Source organism: Pseudomonas sp. LB3P31, assembly GCF_054897945.1.
On record NZ_CM142710.1, the window covers coordinates 5,073,412 to 5,089,722 of the forward strand.

Sequence of the window (16,311 nt, forward strand, 5' to 3'; positions counted from 1 at the left end):
ATGTCAAATGAGGATTTGTCGTGTGTGGCGACGTGAGCGCTGACGCTCCAGCTGGTCCGGGCGCGTGCCCGGGTATTCGGTCGGGCACAAGACCGCTTGCCTTTGATCGCACACAAAAGCCGACTCCGTTCATGCAATGAGAATGGCGTCACATTAATGGCTATCGGATAGGACGAATATCAGGTCAGGCCTGATTGCGGGTAGGGGTAACCCTTAGGCAGGGGAACCTGGCGAGCAAATCGTGGTCGTGCCGCGAGAGGGAGTCGAGTCAATCAATGCCAGTAGAGCATGATGTTAATGTGACATCAATGGCTGTAAATGGCATCTTCACCAGGGTCAAGGTCTGCTTGCAGCAGCCGATAACCCTCTTTAATGAATTCATCCGCACAAGCCCAGGAGTCATGATGGCCGGCATTCTCGACACGGTAGACCAACGCACGCAACTGGTGGGTGAGAATCGCCTGGAAATACTCATGTTCCGCCTGGCGGGACGGCAGCTGTTTGCGATCAACGTGTTCAAGGTTCAGGAAGTCTTGCAGATGCCCAAGCTGACCCTGATGCCCCAGCGTCATCCGTTTGTCTGTGGCGTGGTCAATCTACGTGGGCAGACGCTACCAGTGATCGATCTGTCCCAGGCCATCGGCATGCGGCCCTTGGTCCCGGGGCCGACCAGCACGATCATCGTCACCGAATACAACCGCTCGGTGCAGGCGTTCCTGGTAAGCGGTGTGGACCGGATCGTCAATATGAACTGGGAAGCCATCCTGCCTCCCCCGACCAGCGCCGGCCGCCAGCATTACCTGACCGCGATCAGCAAGGTAGAGGACCAGTTGGTAGAGATCATAGATGTCGAAAAGGTGCTGGCGGAAATCGTCCCCTACAACGCCAAGGTTTCTCGGGAGAAACTCGAGGACCCGGTGCTTGAACGAGCACGCGGACGCGAAGTGTTGCTGGTGGATGACTCGAACGTGGCCCTGGCGCAATTGCGCGACACCCTTGGTCAGTTGGGCGTGAAGATGCATATCGCCAGCGATGGTCTCAAGGCATTGAAGATGCTTAAGGCCTGGGCGGACACTGGGGTGAACATGACCGACAAGCTGCTCATGGTGTTTACTGACGCGGAGATGCCGGAAATGGATGGTTATCGCCTGACCACCGAAATCCGCAACGATCCGCGCCTGCGGGGCCTGTATGTGGTGCTGCACACTTCGTTGTCTGGCAGTTTCAACGAGTCGATGGTGAAGAAGGTGGGGTGTGACAACTTCCTGTCCAAGTTTCAGCCGGACAAGCTGGTGGATGTGGTGCGGCAGCGGTTGATGCTGGATGCCGTGTCGGCTTGATCTTGTTTTGTTTTGTGTACATATCCGTTGCTGCGGTAACGGCTTCCGTTGGTTCCGCTTTTACAGCGGGTCACTCCGTTTTCTGTAGGAGCTGTGTAGGAGCTGTCGAGTGAAACGAGGCTGCGATCTTTTGATCTTGCTGTGTACATATCCGTTTCTGCGGCAACGGCTTCCATTGGTTCCGCTTTTACAGCGGGTCACTTGGAAGAGCGCCAAGTAACCAAACGCTTTTTGCCCCACCACTTGGCACCTCGCCTAGGCTCGGTGTGCCCGAACACAGGCATTGCTCCGCGGGCCCGCCGCGATGGCCCATCCATGGGCCAGCGCGGCTAAACCGGCATCCTTGCCGGTTTACCCGCTCCACAATACCTGCGTTCGGCCAGCGTGGTTAATGGGGCGTCCGCGATCAAGAACCAGGCCGAGGCGGCCTGAAAGCCGACCTGGCCAATAGTCCGGCTGTGCATTAGCGGCGGATGGCACTTCCTGGAATGGAACACCCTGTGGGCAAAGCTTGCTCGCGATGAGTGATTGGCGTTCAACAGTGATGGTGACTGGTACGCCGCCATCGCGAGCAAGCTTTGCTCCCACAGGTATCAGCCTCCCACACATGCTTATTTCAGATTCGGAGAAGGTGCGCGACCAAACAAGCGCAGCGCGCCCGCTTGATGCCTTGGTCGGCCCGAAGGCCGAAACGGCTTAGCTTGTGATCGCAGGCGCCCCATTAACCACGCTGGCCGAACGCAGGCATTGCGCAGCGGGTAAACCGGCAAGGATGCCGGTTTAGCCGCGCTGGCCCATGGATGGGCCATCGCGGCGGCCCGCGGAGCAATGCCGGAGTGAGGGCACACCGAGCCTAAGCGAGGTGCCGAGTGGTGGGGCAAGAGCGCTTTGGTTACTTTCGCGCTTTTCGAAAGTGACCCGCTGTAAAAGCGGAACCATTAGCGGCCGTTACCGCAGCAACGGATATGTACACAGAAAAAGAAGCAAGATCAAAAGATCGCAGCCTCGTTTCTCTCGACAGCTCCTACAGGGGGATCCAGTGTGCGATACAGGCGGACCAATGCAGCCGTGTCAAAAGGTCGGTACGCGCGGACCAATAGCGGCCGTGACCGCAGCAACGGATATGCCCCCAACCCCCCAGCCTTTGATTCCAACCCCAAGCTCGTATAGGGTGGCGTTTTTGCCCCCCAGGAAGCTGGCCATGCTGCGTCTGAGCGCACTCTATCGTTACCCGTTGAAATCCGCCAAAGGCGAGGTCCTGCAACAGGCCCGCCTGGACAAACTGGGCCTGGACGGCGATCGACGCTGGATGCTCGTGGACCAAGCCACCGGCCGCTTCCTCACCCAGCGGGCAGTGCCGAGCATGAGCCAGATATCGGCACTATGGAATACCAAGGGCGGCCTGACCCTCAGCGCTCCCGGGCACCCGGTCGTCGAAGTCACCCTGCCCGGCACAGACGCTGAACTGCGCGGTGTGACCATCTTTCGCGACAGCCTGCGAGTACCCGATGCCGGAGATGAGGCGGGCGCCTGGGTCAGCGAATTTATTGGCAAAGCGACTCGCCTGGTGCAGATCCCCCTCGATCGAGCCCGCACCACCGAAGCCGGCTACGGCAGGGACGATGACCAGGTGGCATTCGCCGATGGTTATCCACTGCTGCTGATCGGGCAGGCGTCACTGGAAGATCTGTCGCAACAGGTCGGGCGACCGCTGGAGATGCTGCGTTTTCGACCCAACCTGGTAATCGAAGGCAGCGCAGCCTTCGCCGAGGATGGCTGGAAGCGCATTCGCATTGGTGAAGTCGAATTTCGCGTAGTCAAACCCTGCTCGCGCTGCATCCTCACCACCATCGACTCGCAGACCGGTCAACGCAGCGCCGACCGCGAACCGCTGGCCACCTTGCAGAAATACCGGGCCCAGGCTGACGGCGCGATGTTCGGCCAGAATTTGGTCAATGACGGCAATGGCCACCTGGAAGTCGGCATGCCAGTGACCGTTCTCGAATGACGGCCCGGTAATGAAAAATGCCCGAGTCGCGAGACCCGGGCATTTTTTTTCGCTATGAAAACCCGCGGTTTCAGCCGCGGTATTCGCACAGGTAAGCGGTGTCGACGGCCACTTTCAGCTGAAACTTGCTGTTGGCAGGCACATTGAACTGGCTGCCCGCAGCAAACGTTTCCCAGTCACTGCTGTCTGGCAGCTTGACGGTCAGCGCGCCGGTCACGACGTGCATGATTTCACGCTGGCTGGTGCCGAATTCATATTCGCCCGGTGCCATGACGCCAATAGTCGCCGGACCTTCAGCGGTGCCGAAGGCGATGGACTTGACGGTGCCGTCGAAGTACTCGTTGACTTTAAACATGGGCGATTCCTCGAAAAGGGCTTAAAAGGGCTGGCCAGTATGCACAAGCCCCTGGGCGCCGTCACCACTCTAGGCGGGGAGAATCAGCGGCAGCAGGCGCGCAGTATTGCGTGCATCCTCGAGTGCCCGATGCTGCTGCCCGGTGAACTGCATGCCTGCCAGTTGTAGGGCGCCATTAAGGCTTAGCGGGCGCTCCAGCCGGCGCACCTTGGCGAAACGCTGCTTGAGATTAATGTGCGGCACCCGGCCGAGCAGGCTGTCGATTTGCAGGCGCTGCCAATCCTGAACCAGTTGCTGGCGATCGTAATCACCCCAGCTGGCCCAGCCCTCCAGGTTCGACTGGTGCTGGCCGAGCCAACGTTCAAAGGCCGCCCAGACTTCGTCCAGCGGCTGCGCAGCGTCGATGTTGGCCTGGGTGATGTGCGTCAGCTCACGGCAAAACGGAGTCAGCAAAGGACGGCGCAGTGGCCGGACGAAGCGCTGCAAATGGTCCAATTCTCGACCTTTGCGATCCACCAGGGTGGCACCGATTTCGATGATTTCCATTTCCGTTACTGGCCAACCACCCTTATCGGTGGTGGCTTCCAGATCAATCACCAGCCAATGGGGCATCGCAGGGTTCCTGGTATCCGCGTCCTGATAGGCTTTGAGCGTAGCCAAACCCGGCAGTTCCGCCTAGCGAGTTATTCGACCTCGAGCAAAATCTGTCGATTTTTCACCTGGTCGCCAACGCACACCTGCAAGCGCTTGAGAACTCCATCAATACCGGACTTGAGCGGATGCTCCATTTTCATTGCCTCCAGCACCACCAGCAGCTGACCTTTGCTGACGGTGCTGCCCTCGCTCACCAGCACGTCGACAATCGCACCATCCATGGGCGCCTTGAGGGTGCCTGAGCTGATGCTGGTCCGAGTGCTGACCGGTGCTTGCGTGCGGTCTTCCAGGCACAGGCTGCCAGGGCGGGTGAACAGCCACAGGCGCCTGGCTTCGAGGCGGTAGGCATGGCGCTGACGAATGCCATCGATTTCCAGGGTGGTCCAGCCGCCGTCGCACTCAGTGATCTTCACGCTCAGGGTCTGATCGGCGATCTGAATCCGGTACGGTTGTCCTGCACCCGCATTCAATTCCACGGCCCACTCCTGCTCCTCCAGCCCAAGACGATAGTGCAGGGGGACGCTGGCGTTGTTGCGCCAACCGGCCAGCGGCGCCGGATGAGCCTGGGCCGAATGGTGGTGCAGCAGCGCGGCAGTGATCGCCAGTTCAGCAGTGCACGGAACTCGCGGGCGCAAACAGTCGTGGTCGGCGAAATGCGTGGCGATGAATCCGGTGCTGAACTCGCCGCTGACGAACTGCGGGTGTTCCAGCAACTGGGCAAGCAACGCCTGATTGGTCTGCACGCCCAGCAACACGCTGTCTTGCACTGCCCGTAACAGCTTGCGCCGGGCCTCTTCGCGGGTGGCGCCGTGAGCGATGATCTTGCCCAGCATCGGGTCGTAGAACGGGCTGATGCTCTGCCCGGCGATCAGGCCGTGGTCGATGCGCACGTGATTTTGCGCCGCTGGCTCCCACGCCACGACGCGTCCGGTCTGAGGCAAAAAGCCCTGGGCCGGATCTTCCGCATACAAGCGCACCTCCATGGCATGGCCGCTGAGCAGCACTTGCTCCTGGCGCAATGGCAGCGGCAAGCCTTGCGCGACCAGCAACTGCCACGCTACCAGATCGAGGCCGGTGATCAATTCAGTCACCGGGTGTTCTACTTGCAGACGGGTGTTCATTTCCAGAAAGTAAAACTGCCCCCGGGCATCCAGCAGAAATTCCACCGTACCTGCGCCGACGTACTTCACCGCGCGCCCGGCCTGCAGTGCGGCTTCACCCATGGCCTGGCGCAGTGCGTTGGTCATGACCGGGCAGGGCGCTTCCTCGATGACTTTCTGATGGCGGCGCTGAATTGAACAGTCGCGCTCGCCGAGGTAGATCAGGTTGCCGTGCTGGTCGCCGAACACCTGCACCTCGACATGGCGCGGATCGATCAGTGCCTGTTCCAGGATCAACTCGTCGCTACCAAATCCGTTCAGTGCCTCGGAACGGGCCGTGTGGATCTGTTGCAGCAGCTCGCTGGCGTCGTGCACCAGGCGCATGCCGCGCCCGCCGCCGCCGGCGCTGGCCTTGATCATCAGCGGGTAACCGATGCACGCGGCTTCGCGGCCAAGGGTCGCGTCGTCCTGTTCGGCGCCTTGATAGCCCGCGATGCAGGGCACGCCTGCTGCGAGCATGGCGATTTTTGACAAACGCTTGCTGCCCATCAGTTCAATGGCCTCGGGGCTCGGGCCGATGAAGGTGATACCGGCTTCCTGGCAGGCGCGGGCGAAGCCGGCGTTTTCCGAGAGGAAGCCGTAGCCGGGGTGGATAGCGTCGGCACCGGTGCGTCGGGCGGCGTCGATGATGGCAGGGATGTTCAGGTACGACTGTTGTACCGGGGCCGGCCCGATGTTCACGGCTTCATCGGCCATGCGCACGTGCAGGGCGTCGGCGTCGGCGTCGCTGAAAACGGCGACGGTGCGATAACCCAGGGCGTGGGCGGTGCGCTGGATGCGGCAGGCGATTTCACTGCGGTTGGCGATCAGAATTTTGTTGATGGAGGGCATTGTTCTTCACTCAGATTGGTCGGTGAATTTCAGGGCCTCATCGCGAGCAGGCTCGCTCCCACAGGGGATCTGCGTCGTTCACAGATCCTGTAGGAGTGAGCCTGCTCGCGATGCTGTTAAGAAGGCGCCCACCCCGGTTTACGTTTTTGCACGAAAGCCATCGTCCCCTCGACCCCCTCAGCCCCCGTCACCGCTTCGCTGAACCACTGCGCCGCTTCATCCAGCAAGGCATCTGACGGTTGTCCCGCGCTGGCCAACAACAGTTTTTTGGTCGTGGCATTCGCCCCCGGTGCGCAACACAGCACATGCGCCAGCACCTCATCCAGGCGTTCGGCCAACGCCTGGGCGTCGTGCTCGACAAAATGCACCAGGCCGATCCGTCGCGCCTGGGTGCCATCGAAGCGTGCCGCAGTCAGCGCCAGGCGCCGTGCCTGGGTCAGGCCGATACGCTGGACCACGAAAGGCGCAATCTGCGCCGGCAGGACCCCAAGGCTGGTTTCCGGCAAACCGAATTGCGCCTGGTGATCCGCCAATGCGACATCGCTCACGCACGCAAGGCCCAGCCCGCCGCCCAGCACCGCACCTTGCAGCACGGTGATCACCACCTGCGGCGCATGCTGCACTTCCTGAAGCAGTGCACCGAAGGCACGGTTCAATTCGCGAAAACCGTCCGGGCCTTGGGCCCTGGCGCTGGCCATGTCCTTGATGTCGCCGCCGGCACAGAAATGCCCGCCGGCGCCGCCGATCACCAGCGCTCGAATGGCCTGGTCTTCGCGTACGTCCGCCAGCAGCGCACGCAGTTCGGCGACCATCTGCAAGCTCATGGCATTGCGGCTCTCGGGACGATTGAGGGTGACGTGCAGCACGCCGTTATGCAGTTCGAGCAGTAACGTCTGGCACACCGGCAAACTGGTCATTTTTTCTTCCCTGGCAGGATGCCCATGAGTTTGCAGATGATCCCCAGCATGATTTCGTCGGCGCCGCCGCCGATCGATACCAGCCGCACGTCGCGATAAGCCCGCGCCACCGGGTTGTCCCACATGAAACCCATGCCACCCCAGTATTGCAGGCAGCTGTCACTGACTTCGCGGCCGAGGCGCCCGGCCTTGAGCTTGGCCATCGACGCCAGGCGCGTGACGTCCTGGCCCTTGATGTACTGCTCGGTCGCCTGATAGACCAGCGCCCGCAGGCATTCGATTTCGGTTTGCAGTTCGGCCAGGCGAAAGTGAATGACCTGATTGTCGATCAGTGCATTGCCAAAGGTCTTGCGCTCCTTGCAGTACTCGATGGTGCTGTCGACGCAGTATTCCAGGCCCTTGAGCATGTTGGCCGCGCCGAACAGGCGCTCCTCCTGGAACTGCAGCATCTGCATCATGAAGCCCGCACCTTCGTGGCCGATGCGGTTGCGCTGCGGCACCCGCACGTCGTCGAAAAACACCTGGGCGGTTTCCGAGCTGCGCATGCCGAGCTTGTCCAGATGCGAACTGAGGCTGATGCCCGGCGTATTCATCGGCACCATGATCAGCGACTTGTTGATGTGTGGTTTGTCGTCCGAGGTGTTGGCCAGCAGGCAGATGAAATCGGCGCTCGGCGAGTTGGTGATCCACATCTTGCTGCCGTTGATCACGTAGTCGTCACCGTCCTTGCGCGCGCCGGTTTGCAACCCGGCCACGTCGGAACCGGCACCGACTTCCGAGACCCCGATGCAGCCAACCTGCTCGCCAGTGATCGCCGGGCGCAGGAATTCCTCGCGCAGTTCGTCAGAGCCAAAGCGTGCCAGCGCCGGCGTGCACATGTCGGTCTGCACGCCGATAGACATCGGAATACCGCCGCAATGGATGGTGCCGAACTCCTCGGCGGCAACGATCGAATAGCTGTAGTCGAGGCCCATGCCGCCAAATTTTTCCGGTTTGGAAATCCCCAGCAGGCCCAGCTCGCCTGCCTTGCGGAAGACCTCGTGGATGGGAAAACGTCCGGCCTTTTCCCATTCGTCGACGTAGGGGTTGATCTCATGATCGACAAATTGCCGAACCGTGCGGCGCAGTGCCTGGTGTTCCTGGGTGAAGATCATTTTTATTGTTCTCCTGATCGCCGCTTAGAAGCGCGCGACACCAAAACTGTTGGCTTGCAATGGCCGCACCTGGGCCTCGTGACAGATGTCCAGCAGGTAACCGAGCAAGCTCCGGGTGTCGCGCGGATCGATCAAACCGTCGTCCCACAGGTTGGCGCTGCCGTACAGCGCAGTGGATTGGCCGTCGAGTTTCTGCGCGGTGACCTGTTCCAGCATGTCGAGCATTTTCGGGTCGGGTACCAGGCCGTCCTTGAGCTGTTTGGCCTCAGTGACGATGCGCAGCACCTTGCCCGCCTGGGCCCCGCCCATCACGGCGGTGCGGCTGTTGGGCCAGGCGAAGATGAAGCGTGGATCGAGGCCGCGCCCGCACATGGCATAGTTGCCGGCGCCGTAGGAGCCGCCGACGACGATGGTCAGTTTGGGCACTCGAGCGTTGGCCACCGCCTGGATCATCTTCGCGCCATGCTTGATCACGCCTTGCTGCTCCGATTCGGTGCCGACCATGAACCCGGTGGTGTTGTGGAAAAACAGCAAGGGCGTCTGGCTCTGGTCGCACAGCTGGATAAATTGCGCGGCCTTGCTTGCACCCCTGGGGGTAATCGGGCCGTTGTTGCCGATGAATCCACAGGCGCGGCCCTGAATCTGCAAGTGGCCGCAGAGCGTTTGCTGATCGTACTCGCCCTTGAACTCGAGGAAATTCGAACCGTCGGCAATTCGCGCAATGATCTCCCGTGCGTCATAGGGTTTTTTCGGATCATCGGGAATCAGCCCGAGCAACTCGTCGATGGGGTAGAGCGGGTCTTCGAAGGGTTGCCGAGGGGGCAGGGCAAGCCGCGCGTTCCATGGCAGCAGGCGCAGAATCTCGCGCACCTGACGCACGCCATCGGCATCGTTTTCCGCCAGGTACTCCGCCGTGCCTGCTACCTGGGCGTGCATCTCGGCGCCACCGAGGTCCTCGTCGGTTGCGATTTCACCGGTGGCAGCCTTCAGCAGGGGCGGCCCGGCGAGAAACAGCTTGGCCTTGCCGCGCACCACCACCACGTAATCCGACAGGCCCGGCTGATAGGCGCCGCCTGCGGTGGCAGAGCCGTGCACCACGGTGATCTGCGGCAAGCCCATCGCCGACATCCGCGCCTGATTGGCAAAGCTGCGCGCGCCTTCGACGAAGATCTCCGCGGCGTAATTGAGGTTGGCGCCACCGCTCTCGGCGAGGGTGATCACCGGCAGCTTGTTCTCCATGGCGATCTGTTGCAGGCGCAGGGATTTTTTCAGGCCGCTGGGGGAAATGGTCCCACCCTTGATCGCACTGTTGTTCGCCACCACCAGCACGCGCACTCCGGACACGCAACCAATCCCGGCGATCAGACCGCCACCGGCTGAATTGCCATCCTTGTCATCGTGCAATTTGTAGCCGGCCAGGCTCGCCAGTTCGAGGAAAGGGGCCCCCGGATCGAGCAGCAGGTTGAGGCGTTCCCGGGGCAGCAATTGGCCGCGCTGGTCGAACCTGGGTTTGGCCTCGGCGGCTTTGTTCAGCAGATTGTGTTCCAGCTGACGAACCTGCTCGATGCCCGCCAGCATCGCCGCGTGGTTCTGCGCAAATTGGGCACTGAATGGATCGACCTGCGACTCGATGACCGGCATGGTTTCAGTCCTTGTCCTGGAGTACGTCGGGCAGGTACGCGCGGTGAAAACCGTTATACGACTCGCTGTTCTGCGCTTTGTGAATCGGCCACGCGCGCCCGCCGAGACTCGCCGCGCCATCGATGCGCAAGGTACTGCCGCTGACAAATGCCGCAGCCGGGCTGAGCAAAAACACAATCGCCGCACTGACTTCCGATTCAGTGCCGATGCGCTTGAGTGGAACATGTTCGCGCAGGGTTGGAATCACCGCCTTGAACGCGCCTTCATAAGTGTCCATGCCGCTGGAAGCGATCCAGCCGGGCGCCACGGCGTTGACCCGCACGCCGGCATAACCCCACTCGAACGCCGCCGTCTTGGTCAGGTTGTCCATGCCCGCACGCGAAGCGCCGGAATGGCCCATGCCGGGCATGCCGCCCCACATGTCGGCGAGCATATTGACGATCGCGCCACCGTGCTTGCTCATGGACTGGTTGAACACTTCCCGGGCCATCAGGAAGCCGCCCACCAGGTTGGTGCGCATCACAGTTTCGAATCCCTTCTGGTTGATCGAGGCCAGTGCCGAGGGGAACTGCCCACCCGCATTGTTGACCAGACCGTGAATCGGGCCGTGCTCGCGGATCAGCTCGCTGACAATATGCCTGACGGTTTCCTCCTCGCGAATATCACACACCACCCAGGCGGCCTTGCCACCGTCTTCAGCGATTTCGGTCGCGACGTTTTTCAACTTGCTGGCGTTGCGCCCGACCAACACTACATGGGCACCCAGCGCCGCCAGCTCATGGGCGGTACAACGGCCGATGCCGCTGCCGCCGCCGGTCACGATGATGTTTTGCCCGGCGAACAGGCCGGCTTTGAAAATCGAATCGTAGGCCACGGTGGCAATCCTCTAGTTGACCTGGTCGGCGATGCTTTGCGGCACCGGTATCTGGATTTCCAGCAACTGCTGGGCGAACGCCTTGCCTTGCGGATCAATGCGCAGACTGGCCACGCCACCGCCGCCGAGGGCGTTTTCCAGCAGGAAGTTCAGGCTGTGGGTGGCCGGCAGGTACCAGCGCTCGACCCTTCCGTGCACCGGGTCGAGGACATGGCTCATCCAGTCGACCAGTACTTCCGGGGTCAAGGCTTCGGCAATCCACGGCAGGTACTCCGGCTCCCGGGCCATGACGCCGATGTTGCTGTGGTTGCCCTTGTCACCCGAGCGCGCGACCGCCAGCTTGATCAGCGCTACGCTGGCGTCGGCCAGCCCGGCAGGCTTGGGCGGGTCGAGCGGCACAGGCAAGTCGTGGGTGTCGAGCAGCGCGATGGCGGGCAGGGCGCAGGGGTGAAGTTGCCCTTCAAGATGGATACCCAGAGTGCAGGCGGACTTGTCGATCAGGAATGAGAACAGGCGGATCAGCGGGTACACCGTCGGCCGTCCGCCGACGATCCCGGTGAGGCCGGGCGCCATGCCGGTCGCGGCCTGGGCTATTTCCCGGGAGAACAGGATCAGCGCCTGTTTGTCCGGATGCCGCACGGCGAGCTTGATCACCACCTCGCGGCTGTCCTGGCGCTGGCCGCGGGGGCCGTAGGTAGCCTCGCTGCCGAGCAGTTCGACGCTCACTTCGCTGTAAGGCGCCCAGCCGCGCTGGCTGAAAATTTCTGCGGTCTTGTCGATGATCGCGGCGCTGACGCGGCGTGCCTTGTCGACCGCATCGATGCCGGCGATCAGGCAACTGGCGGTGCAGCGGAAGCCGTCCATGAAGGTCGCGCTGACCTTGTACTGGTTGGTAGGTGGCAGGCCTTTGGCGCCGTGTACCTGCACCGCGTTTTTACCTTGTTGCACCAGCCTCACCTGAGTGAAATCACAAACCACATCGGGCAGCAGGTAAGCCTGGGGATCGCCAATTTCATAGAGCATCTGCTCGCCCACGGTCAGCGGCGTGACCAGGCCGCCGGAACCTTCGGCCTTGCTGACGATGAACTGGCTGTCGCGGCTGACTTCGACGATAGGGAAACCGATGTGTTCGTAGTCCGGCACTTCACGCCAGTCGGTAAAGTTGCCGCCGGTACACTGCGCGCCGCATTCGATGATGTGGCCGGCCAGTGCGGCCTGGGCGAGTTTGTCGTAGTCCTGCCACGACCAGCCGAACTCATGCACCAGGGCGGCGCTGACCACGGCGCTGTCGACCACGCGCCCGGTGATAACGATGTCCGCGCCCAGGCGCAAGGCTTCGACGATGCCCGGTGCGCCAAGGTAAGCGTTGGTCGAGACGCACATCGCCGGCAAGGGCGCGCCGCTGAACATCTCCTGGAGACCGAGGGCTTTCAGCTGCCGGAACTGCGGTTGCAGGTCGTCGCCCAGCAGCACGGCGATCTTCAACACAACGCCTGCCTTGTCGCAAGCCACCTGCAGCGCCGCAGCACAGGCCTGCGGGTTGATCCCGCCCGCGTTGCTGATGACCCGGATGCCCTGGTCGGCGAGTTGCGTGAGCAGCGGGCTGAGCACTTCAACGAAGTCACTGGCGTAACCGGCCTGAGGATCCTTCATCCGCGCGCCGGCCATGATCGACAGGGTGATTTCGGCCAGATAGTCGAACACCAGGTAATCCAGTCGACCTCCCGTCACCAGCTGTGCTGCCGCCGTCGAGGTGTCGCCCCAGAACGCGCTGGCGCAACCGATGCGAATGGTTTCAGGCCCAATTGGCTTCATGCTCACCTCCGTCGACAGTGTTGGGAGATTACCGGTCCGAGACTACCAAGCAAGCGCTTGGTTTGTAAATGCCTTGAATTACTTCTTCCCAAGCGCTTGCTTGGTTGTCATCGCCAGCTTAAATTGCCCGCGCAAGCCCACTGTTTCAGTGGCGAGCGGCGTATTTGATTGATCGACTGTAGGAGAGAACGGGTGGACGAGCAAAAAGCCCTGGGTGTCATGCGCGAACTGGTCGACGGCGGCCAGTTGACCGACCCGGACAGCGCCCGCGGCAAACTGCTGCAAGTGGCGGCCCACCTGTTTCGCAACAAAGGCTACGAGCGCACCACGGTGCGCGACCTGGCCGGCGCCGTGGGCATACAGTCGGGGAGCATTTTTCATCACTTCAAGAGCAAGGACGACATCCTGCGCGCGGTGATGGAGGAAACCATCCGCTACAACACTGCGCTGATGCGCGCCGCCCTGGCCGAGGCCACGAGCGTGGGCGAGCGAGTGCTGGCGCTGATTCGCTGCGAACTGCAATCCATCATGGGCGGCAGTGGCGAGGCCATGGCCGTGCTGGTCTATGAATGGCGTTCGTTGTCCGAAGAGGGCCAGGCACAGGTGCTGGCGCTGCGCGATATTTATGAAGAGCTGTGGCTGCAGGTGTTGGGCGAGGCCAAGGATGCCAGGCTGATTGGCGGCGATGTGTTCGTCACCCGGCGTTTTCTCACCGGTGCGCTGTCCTGGACCACGACCTGGTTTCGTCCCGGCGGCAGCATGAGCCTGGACCAATTAGCTGATGAAGCCTTGATCCTGCTGCTTAAGCAGAGCCATAGTGTTAATTAGCCATTATGCAGTTGGCTATTCGGTTGAAAGCGCCTAGCTTGAATGCATTGCAGTGTAATTTTCGGGGAGTAGGTTTTTTTGATGTCTTCGCCAACCCGGACGGCCTCGTGGTTTTTTATGGCGGCGCTTTGCGCCCTATGGGTATTGCCTGCCCAGGCAGCCCAGCTGGTTCGAGTGGGAGCCGCACATTTCCCGCCCTACACCGTGCGCCCGGAAATGGGCGCCGACACCGGCTTGCTACCGCAATTGGTGGAAGCGCTGAACGTCGCCCAGCATGACTATGAGTTTGTCCTGGTGCCGACCTCGATTCCTCGCCGCTTCGGTGATTTCAAGCAGGGCCGGGTCGACATGGCGATCTTCGAGAATCCCGATTGGGGCTGGAAGGACATTCCCCACACGACGGTCGACATGGGCCTGGAAGATGCCGAGATATTTGTCGCGAAAAGCCTCCCTGATCGCCAGCAGGAGTATTTCGCCGACCTGGCCGGCAAACGTTTGGCATTATTCAGTGGCTATCATTACGAGTTCGCCAACTTCAATGCCGACCCGAAAGTGCTCGCGCAAAGCTACAACGCCACGCTGACTTATTCCCATGGCAGCAATCTGCTGATGGTACTGCGTGGCCGCGCCGACATCGCGCTGGTCACTCGTTCGTACCTGAGCGACTACCTGCTGCGTAACGGCAAAGTCGGCGATCAGTTGCTGGTGTCCCAGCGCGTGGATCAGATTTATCACCACTACGCGATCCTGCGTCCGGCGGCGCCCATTAGTGGCGAAGCTTTTGGCAAGTTGCTGCAAGGGCTGCGGGAAAGCGGCCAGATGCTGCGGATTTTTGCGCCGTACCAGATCGCTGTGGTGCCGGTGCCTGGCAACTGAGTCGCACCACAGGTCGCGTATTTTCCGTGTTTGGTTAAATTTCCCGGTTCGGCTCACGTCATCTCGGTTGACAGCCGACGACTCGTGAGCCCGATCCATGCCTATTCTGAATGACCTGATTGCCCTGGCCTTGCCCTCAGGCGACAGTCTGGTGGCGGATGAAACCGCTACCGGCTTGAGCCTCATCTGGGCAGGGCAGCCTCTGATCACTCTGCGCCTGCATCGCGAAACCGGATTGCAGGTGGCCATCGAACAGCGCTTCGAACGCCCGGACAATGAGGCCATTCAGCTTGCATGTTATTGGTTGTTCGCCCGGGATCCGGACTGTCAGCACCTGATCTGGCAGCTGGGCGAAACGCCAACTGAGGCACTGCTCAGCGGCTTGCTCATTGCCAGCGACGCCAGCGGCCAGTACCGCTGCGAGCGGTCGCTGTTCTGGCAGTTGCCGCAGCCATGGTTAAGTCAGGCGCATGCTGGCGTTTATCCGCAGCTGCCGGTGATCAGCGGCGGCAAGCGCCATCCATTGCGACCAGTGAAACCACGAGGCGAGGTATACAGGCGCTTCGATGCGCGGCTGGGGGCCTGGATCTCCCTGCGCACAGTCGATATCGAACATGACTTGGCGCGTTTCAATCGCTGGCAGAACAGTGCTCGGGTGGCGAATTTCTGGCAGGAGGAGGGCAGTCTCGAGCAGCATCGGGAGTATTTGGCAAAGCTGCAGGCCGATCCACACACGCTGACGTTGATCGGTTGTTTTGATGACCAGCCGTTTGCTTACTTCGAGGCCTACTGGGCCAAGGAGGATCGCATCGCGCCGTTCTATGAAGCGGGGGATTACGATCGCGGGATCCATATGCTGGTGGGTGAAGAACAACACCGCGGCCCGCACAAGGTGGCGAGCTGGTTATCAGCGCTGACCCATTACCTGTTTCTAGATGATCCGCGCACCCAGCGGGTAGTTGCCGAGCCTCGGGCGGATAACGCGAAGATGATCGGGTACATGCAGGGGCAGCGGTTTTACTGCGAGAAGGAATTCGACTTTCCGCATAAGCGGGCGGCGTTGATGGTGCTGGGGCGGGAGCGGTTTTTTGCTCGGTGTGGGTTGGCTTGAGGTTTCTGGCTCGAGATCTCGGTTGATCTTGAGCCAGTTATCGCGAGCAGGCTCACTCCTACAGGGGATCTTCACAGCGCCCTCTGTAGGAGTGAGCCTGCTCGCGATTGGGGGCGCCACAAATACCGGATCTCACCGCCGGGCAAAACTGTCCGCCCGAGTTCCCGACACTTTGCGGCAATGCACCAGTGCATCGCGGATCATGAAGTTCACCAGGGTCGGCGACACCCCCAGTTCCTTGGCGATGTCCTTCTGTGGCACGCCGTGCAGGCGGTACATCTCGAACGCATAGCGGGTGCGGCTGGGCAGCTCGGTCAGCGCGTCGGCAATGTTTTCCAGGGTCGAGAAGTTGATGTGCGAGGTTTCCGGCGAGGCACCCTGAATCACCACATTCAAGCCTTCCTCTTCAGGGCCGGAGTACCTCTGTTCCAGTGCCTGCTTGCGGTAATGATCGATCGCCAGGTTGCGCACGATCTGGAACAGATAGCTCAGCTGCGCCTTGAACGAAGAGGTGATCTGCGGCGCCGATTGCAGCCGGAAAAATGCATCCTGCACCACGTCTTCAGCGCGTGACCGGCACCCGGTAATGCGTGCTGCAATCTTGACCAGTATCAGTCGATTGTCGACGAATGCCTGAAGTAGCGGTGAATCGCACCTACTTGTGGATACTTGTTCCGTCATGGAAAACACCCTGCTGCAAAGAGGTTAGTGGGACGGCCGGAGAGCTTGGCTGCCCTACACATCGAG

14 protein-coding genes are annotated in these 16,311 nt (G+C 61.2%); 5 read left to right on the forward strand and 9 right to left on the reverse strand.

Annotation, left to right across the window (positions count from 1 at the left end):
• Positions 1-404: 404 nt before the first annotated feature.
• Positions 405-1,340, forward strand: coding sequence for a chemotaxis protein CheV (locus tag ACYZTK_RS23230; protein ID WP_462011957.1), 936 nt, complete (start codon positions 405-407; stop codon positions 1,338-1,340).
• A gap of 1,201 nt (positions 1,341-2,541) precedes the next feature.
• Positions 2,542-3,348 carry an MOSC domain-containing protein gene (locus ACYZTK_RS23235; protein WP_462011958.1) on the forward strand — a complete coding sequence of 269 codons (807 nt, stop codon included), beginning with the start codon at positions 2,542-2,544 and terminating at the stop codon, positions 3,346-3,348.
• A gap of 70 nt (positions 3,349-3,418) precedes the next feature.
• On the opposite strand, the gene ppnP is transcribed toward ACYZTK_RS23235, so the two are convergent.
• From ppnP to ACYZTK_RS23275, 8 genes are all read right to left on the reverse strand, one after another.
• Entirely contained in the window at positions 3,419-3,703 is a 285-nt protein-coding gene (ppnP, locus tag ACYZTK_RS23240; RefSeq protein WP_054614024.1) for a pyrimidine/purine nucleoside phosphorylase, read from the reverse strand.
• A gap of 69 nt (positions 3,704-3,772) precedes the next feature.
• Positions 3,773-4,315 (reverse strand): 3'-5' exonuclease, encoded by a 543-nt coding sequence (locus ACYZTK_RS23245; protein ID WP_462011959.1) that lies wholly within the window; start codon positions 4,313-4,315, stop codon positions 3,773-3,775.
• Positions 4,316-4,386: 71 nt separating this feature from the next.
• Complete coding sequence (locus ACYZTK_RS23250; RefSeq protein WP_462011960.1) at positions 4,387-6,348, reverse strand: acetyl/propionyl/methylcrotonyl-CoA carboxylase subunit alpha; 1,962 nt, start codon at positions 6,346-6,348, stop codon at positions 4,387-4,389.
• A 116-nt stretch (positions 6,349-6,464) separates the two neighbouring features.
• The gene (locus tag ACYZTK_RS23255) at positions 6,465-7,265 is read right to left on the reverse strand and encodes an enoyl-CoA hydratase/isomerase family protein (RefSeq protein ID WP_462011961.1); all 801 of its coding nucleotides are present in this window, start codon (positions 7,263-7,265) and stop codon (positions 6,465-6,467) included.
• Complete coding sequence (gene atuD / locus ACYZTK_RS23260; RefSeq protein WP_462011962.1) at positions 7,262-8,419, reverse strand: citronellyl-CoA dehydrogenase; 1,158 nt, start codon at positions 8,417-8,419, stop codon at positions 7,262-7,264. The genes ACYZTK_RS23255 and atuD overlap by 4 nt, the downstream gene beginning before the upstream one ends.
• Before the next feature lie 24 nt (positions 8,420-8,443).
• Positions 8,444-10,060, reverse strand: a complete 1,617-nt coding sequence (locus ACYZTK_RS23265) for an acyl-CoA carboxylase subunit beta (protein WP_462011963.1) — start codon at positions 10,058-10,060, stop codon at positions 8,444-8,446.
• Positions 10,061-10,064: 4 nt separating this feature from the next.
• On the reverse strand, positions 10,065-10,934 hold the full coding sequence (locus tag ACYZTK_RS23270) for an SDR family oxidoreductase (RefSeq protein WP_462011964.1): 870 nt from the start codon (positions 10,932-10,934) through the stop codon (positions 10,065-10,067).
• A 12-nt stretch (positions 10,935-10,946) separates the two neighbouring features.
• Positions 10,947-12,749: an acyclic terpene utilization AtuA family protein gene (locus ACYZTK_RS23275; RefSeq protein ID WP_462011965.1), complete on the reverse strand. Its 1,803-nt coding sequence runs from the start codon at positions 12,747-12,749 to the stop codon at positions 10,947-10,949.
• A 192-nt stretch (positions 12,750-12,941) separates the two neighbouring features.
• Between ACYZTK_RS23275 and ACYZTK_RS23280 the strand changes: the two genes are divergently transcribed.
• The 3 genes from ACYZTK_RS23280 to ACYZTK_RS23290 all read left to right on the forward strand — a co-directional run bounded on the left by ACYZTK_RS23280 (position 12,942) and on the right by ACYZTK_RS23290 (position 15,564).
• Positions 12,942-13,577, forward strand: a complete 636-nt coding sequence (locus ACYZTK_RS23280; protein WP_462011966.1) for a TetR/AcrR family transcriptional regulator — start codon at positions 12,942-12,944, stop codon at positions 13,575-13,577.
• Between the two features lie 81 nt (positions 13,578-13,658).
• Positions 13,659-14,453, forward strand: a complete 795-nt coding sequence (locus ACYZTK_RS23285) for a substrate-binding periplasmic protein (protein WP_462011967.1) — start codon at positions 13,659-13,661, stop codon at positions 14,451-14,453.
• Positions 14,454-14,550: 97 nt separating this feature from the next.
• Positions 14,551-15,564 (forward strand): GNAT family N-acetyltransferase, encoded by a 1,014-nt coding sequence (locus ACYZTK_RS23290; protein ID WP_462011968.1) that lies wholly within the window; start codon positions 14,551-14,553, stop codon positions 15,562-15,564.
• A 132-nt stretch (positions 15,565-15,696) separates the two neighbouring features.
• Here ACYZTK_RS23290 and ACYZTK_RS23295 read toward each other — a convergent pair whose 3' ends face one another.
• Positions 15,697-16,245, reverse strand: a complete 549-nt coding sequence (locus ACYZTK_RS23295) for an RNA polymerase factor sigma-70 (protein ID WP_462011969.1) — start codon at positions 16,243-16,245, stop codon at positions 15,697-15,699.
• Positions 16,246-16,311 lie beyond the last annotated feature (66 nt).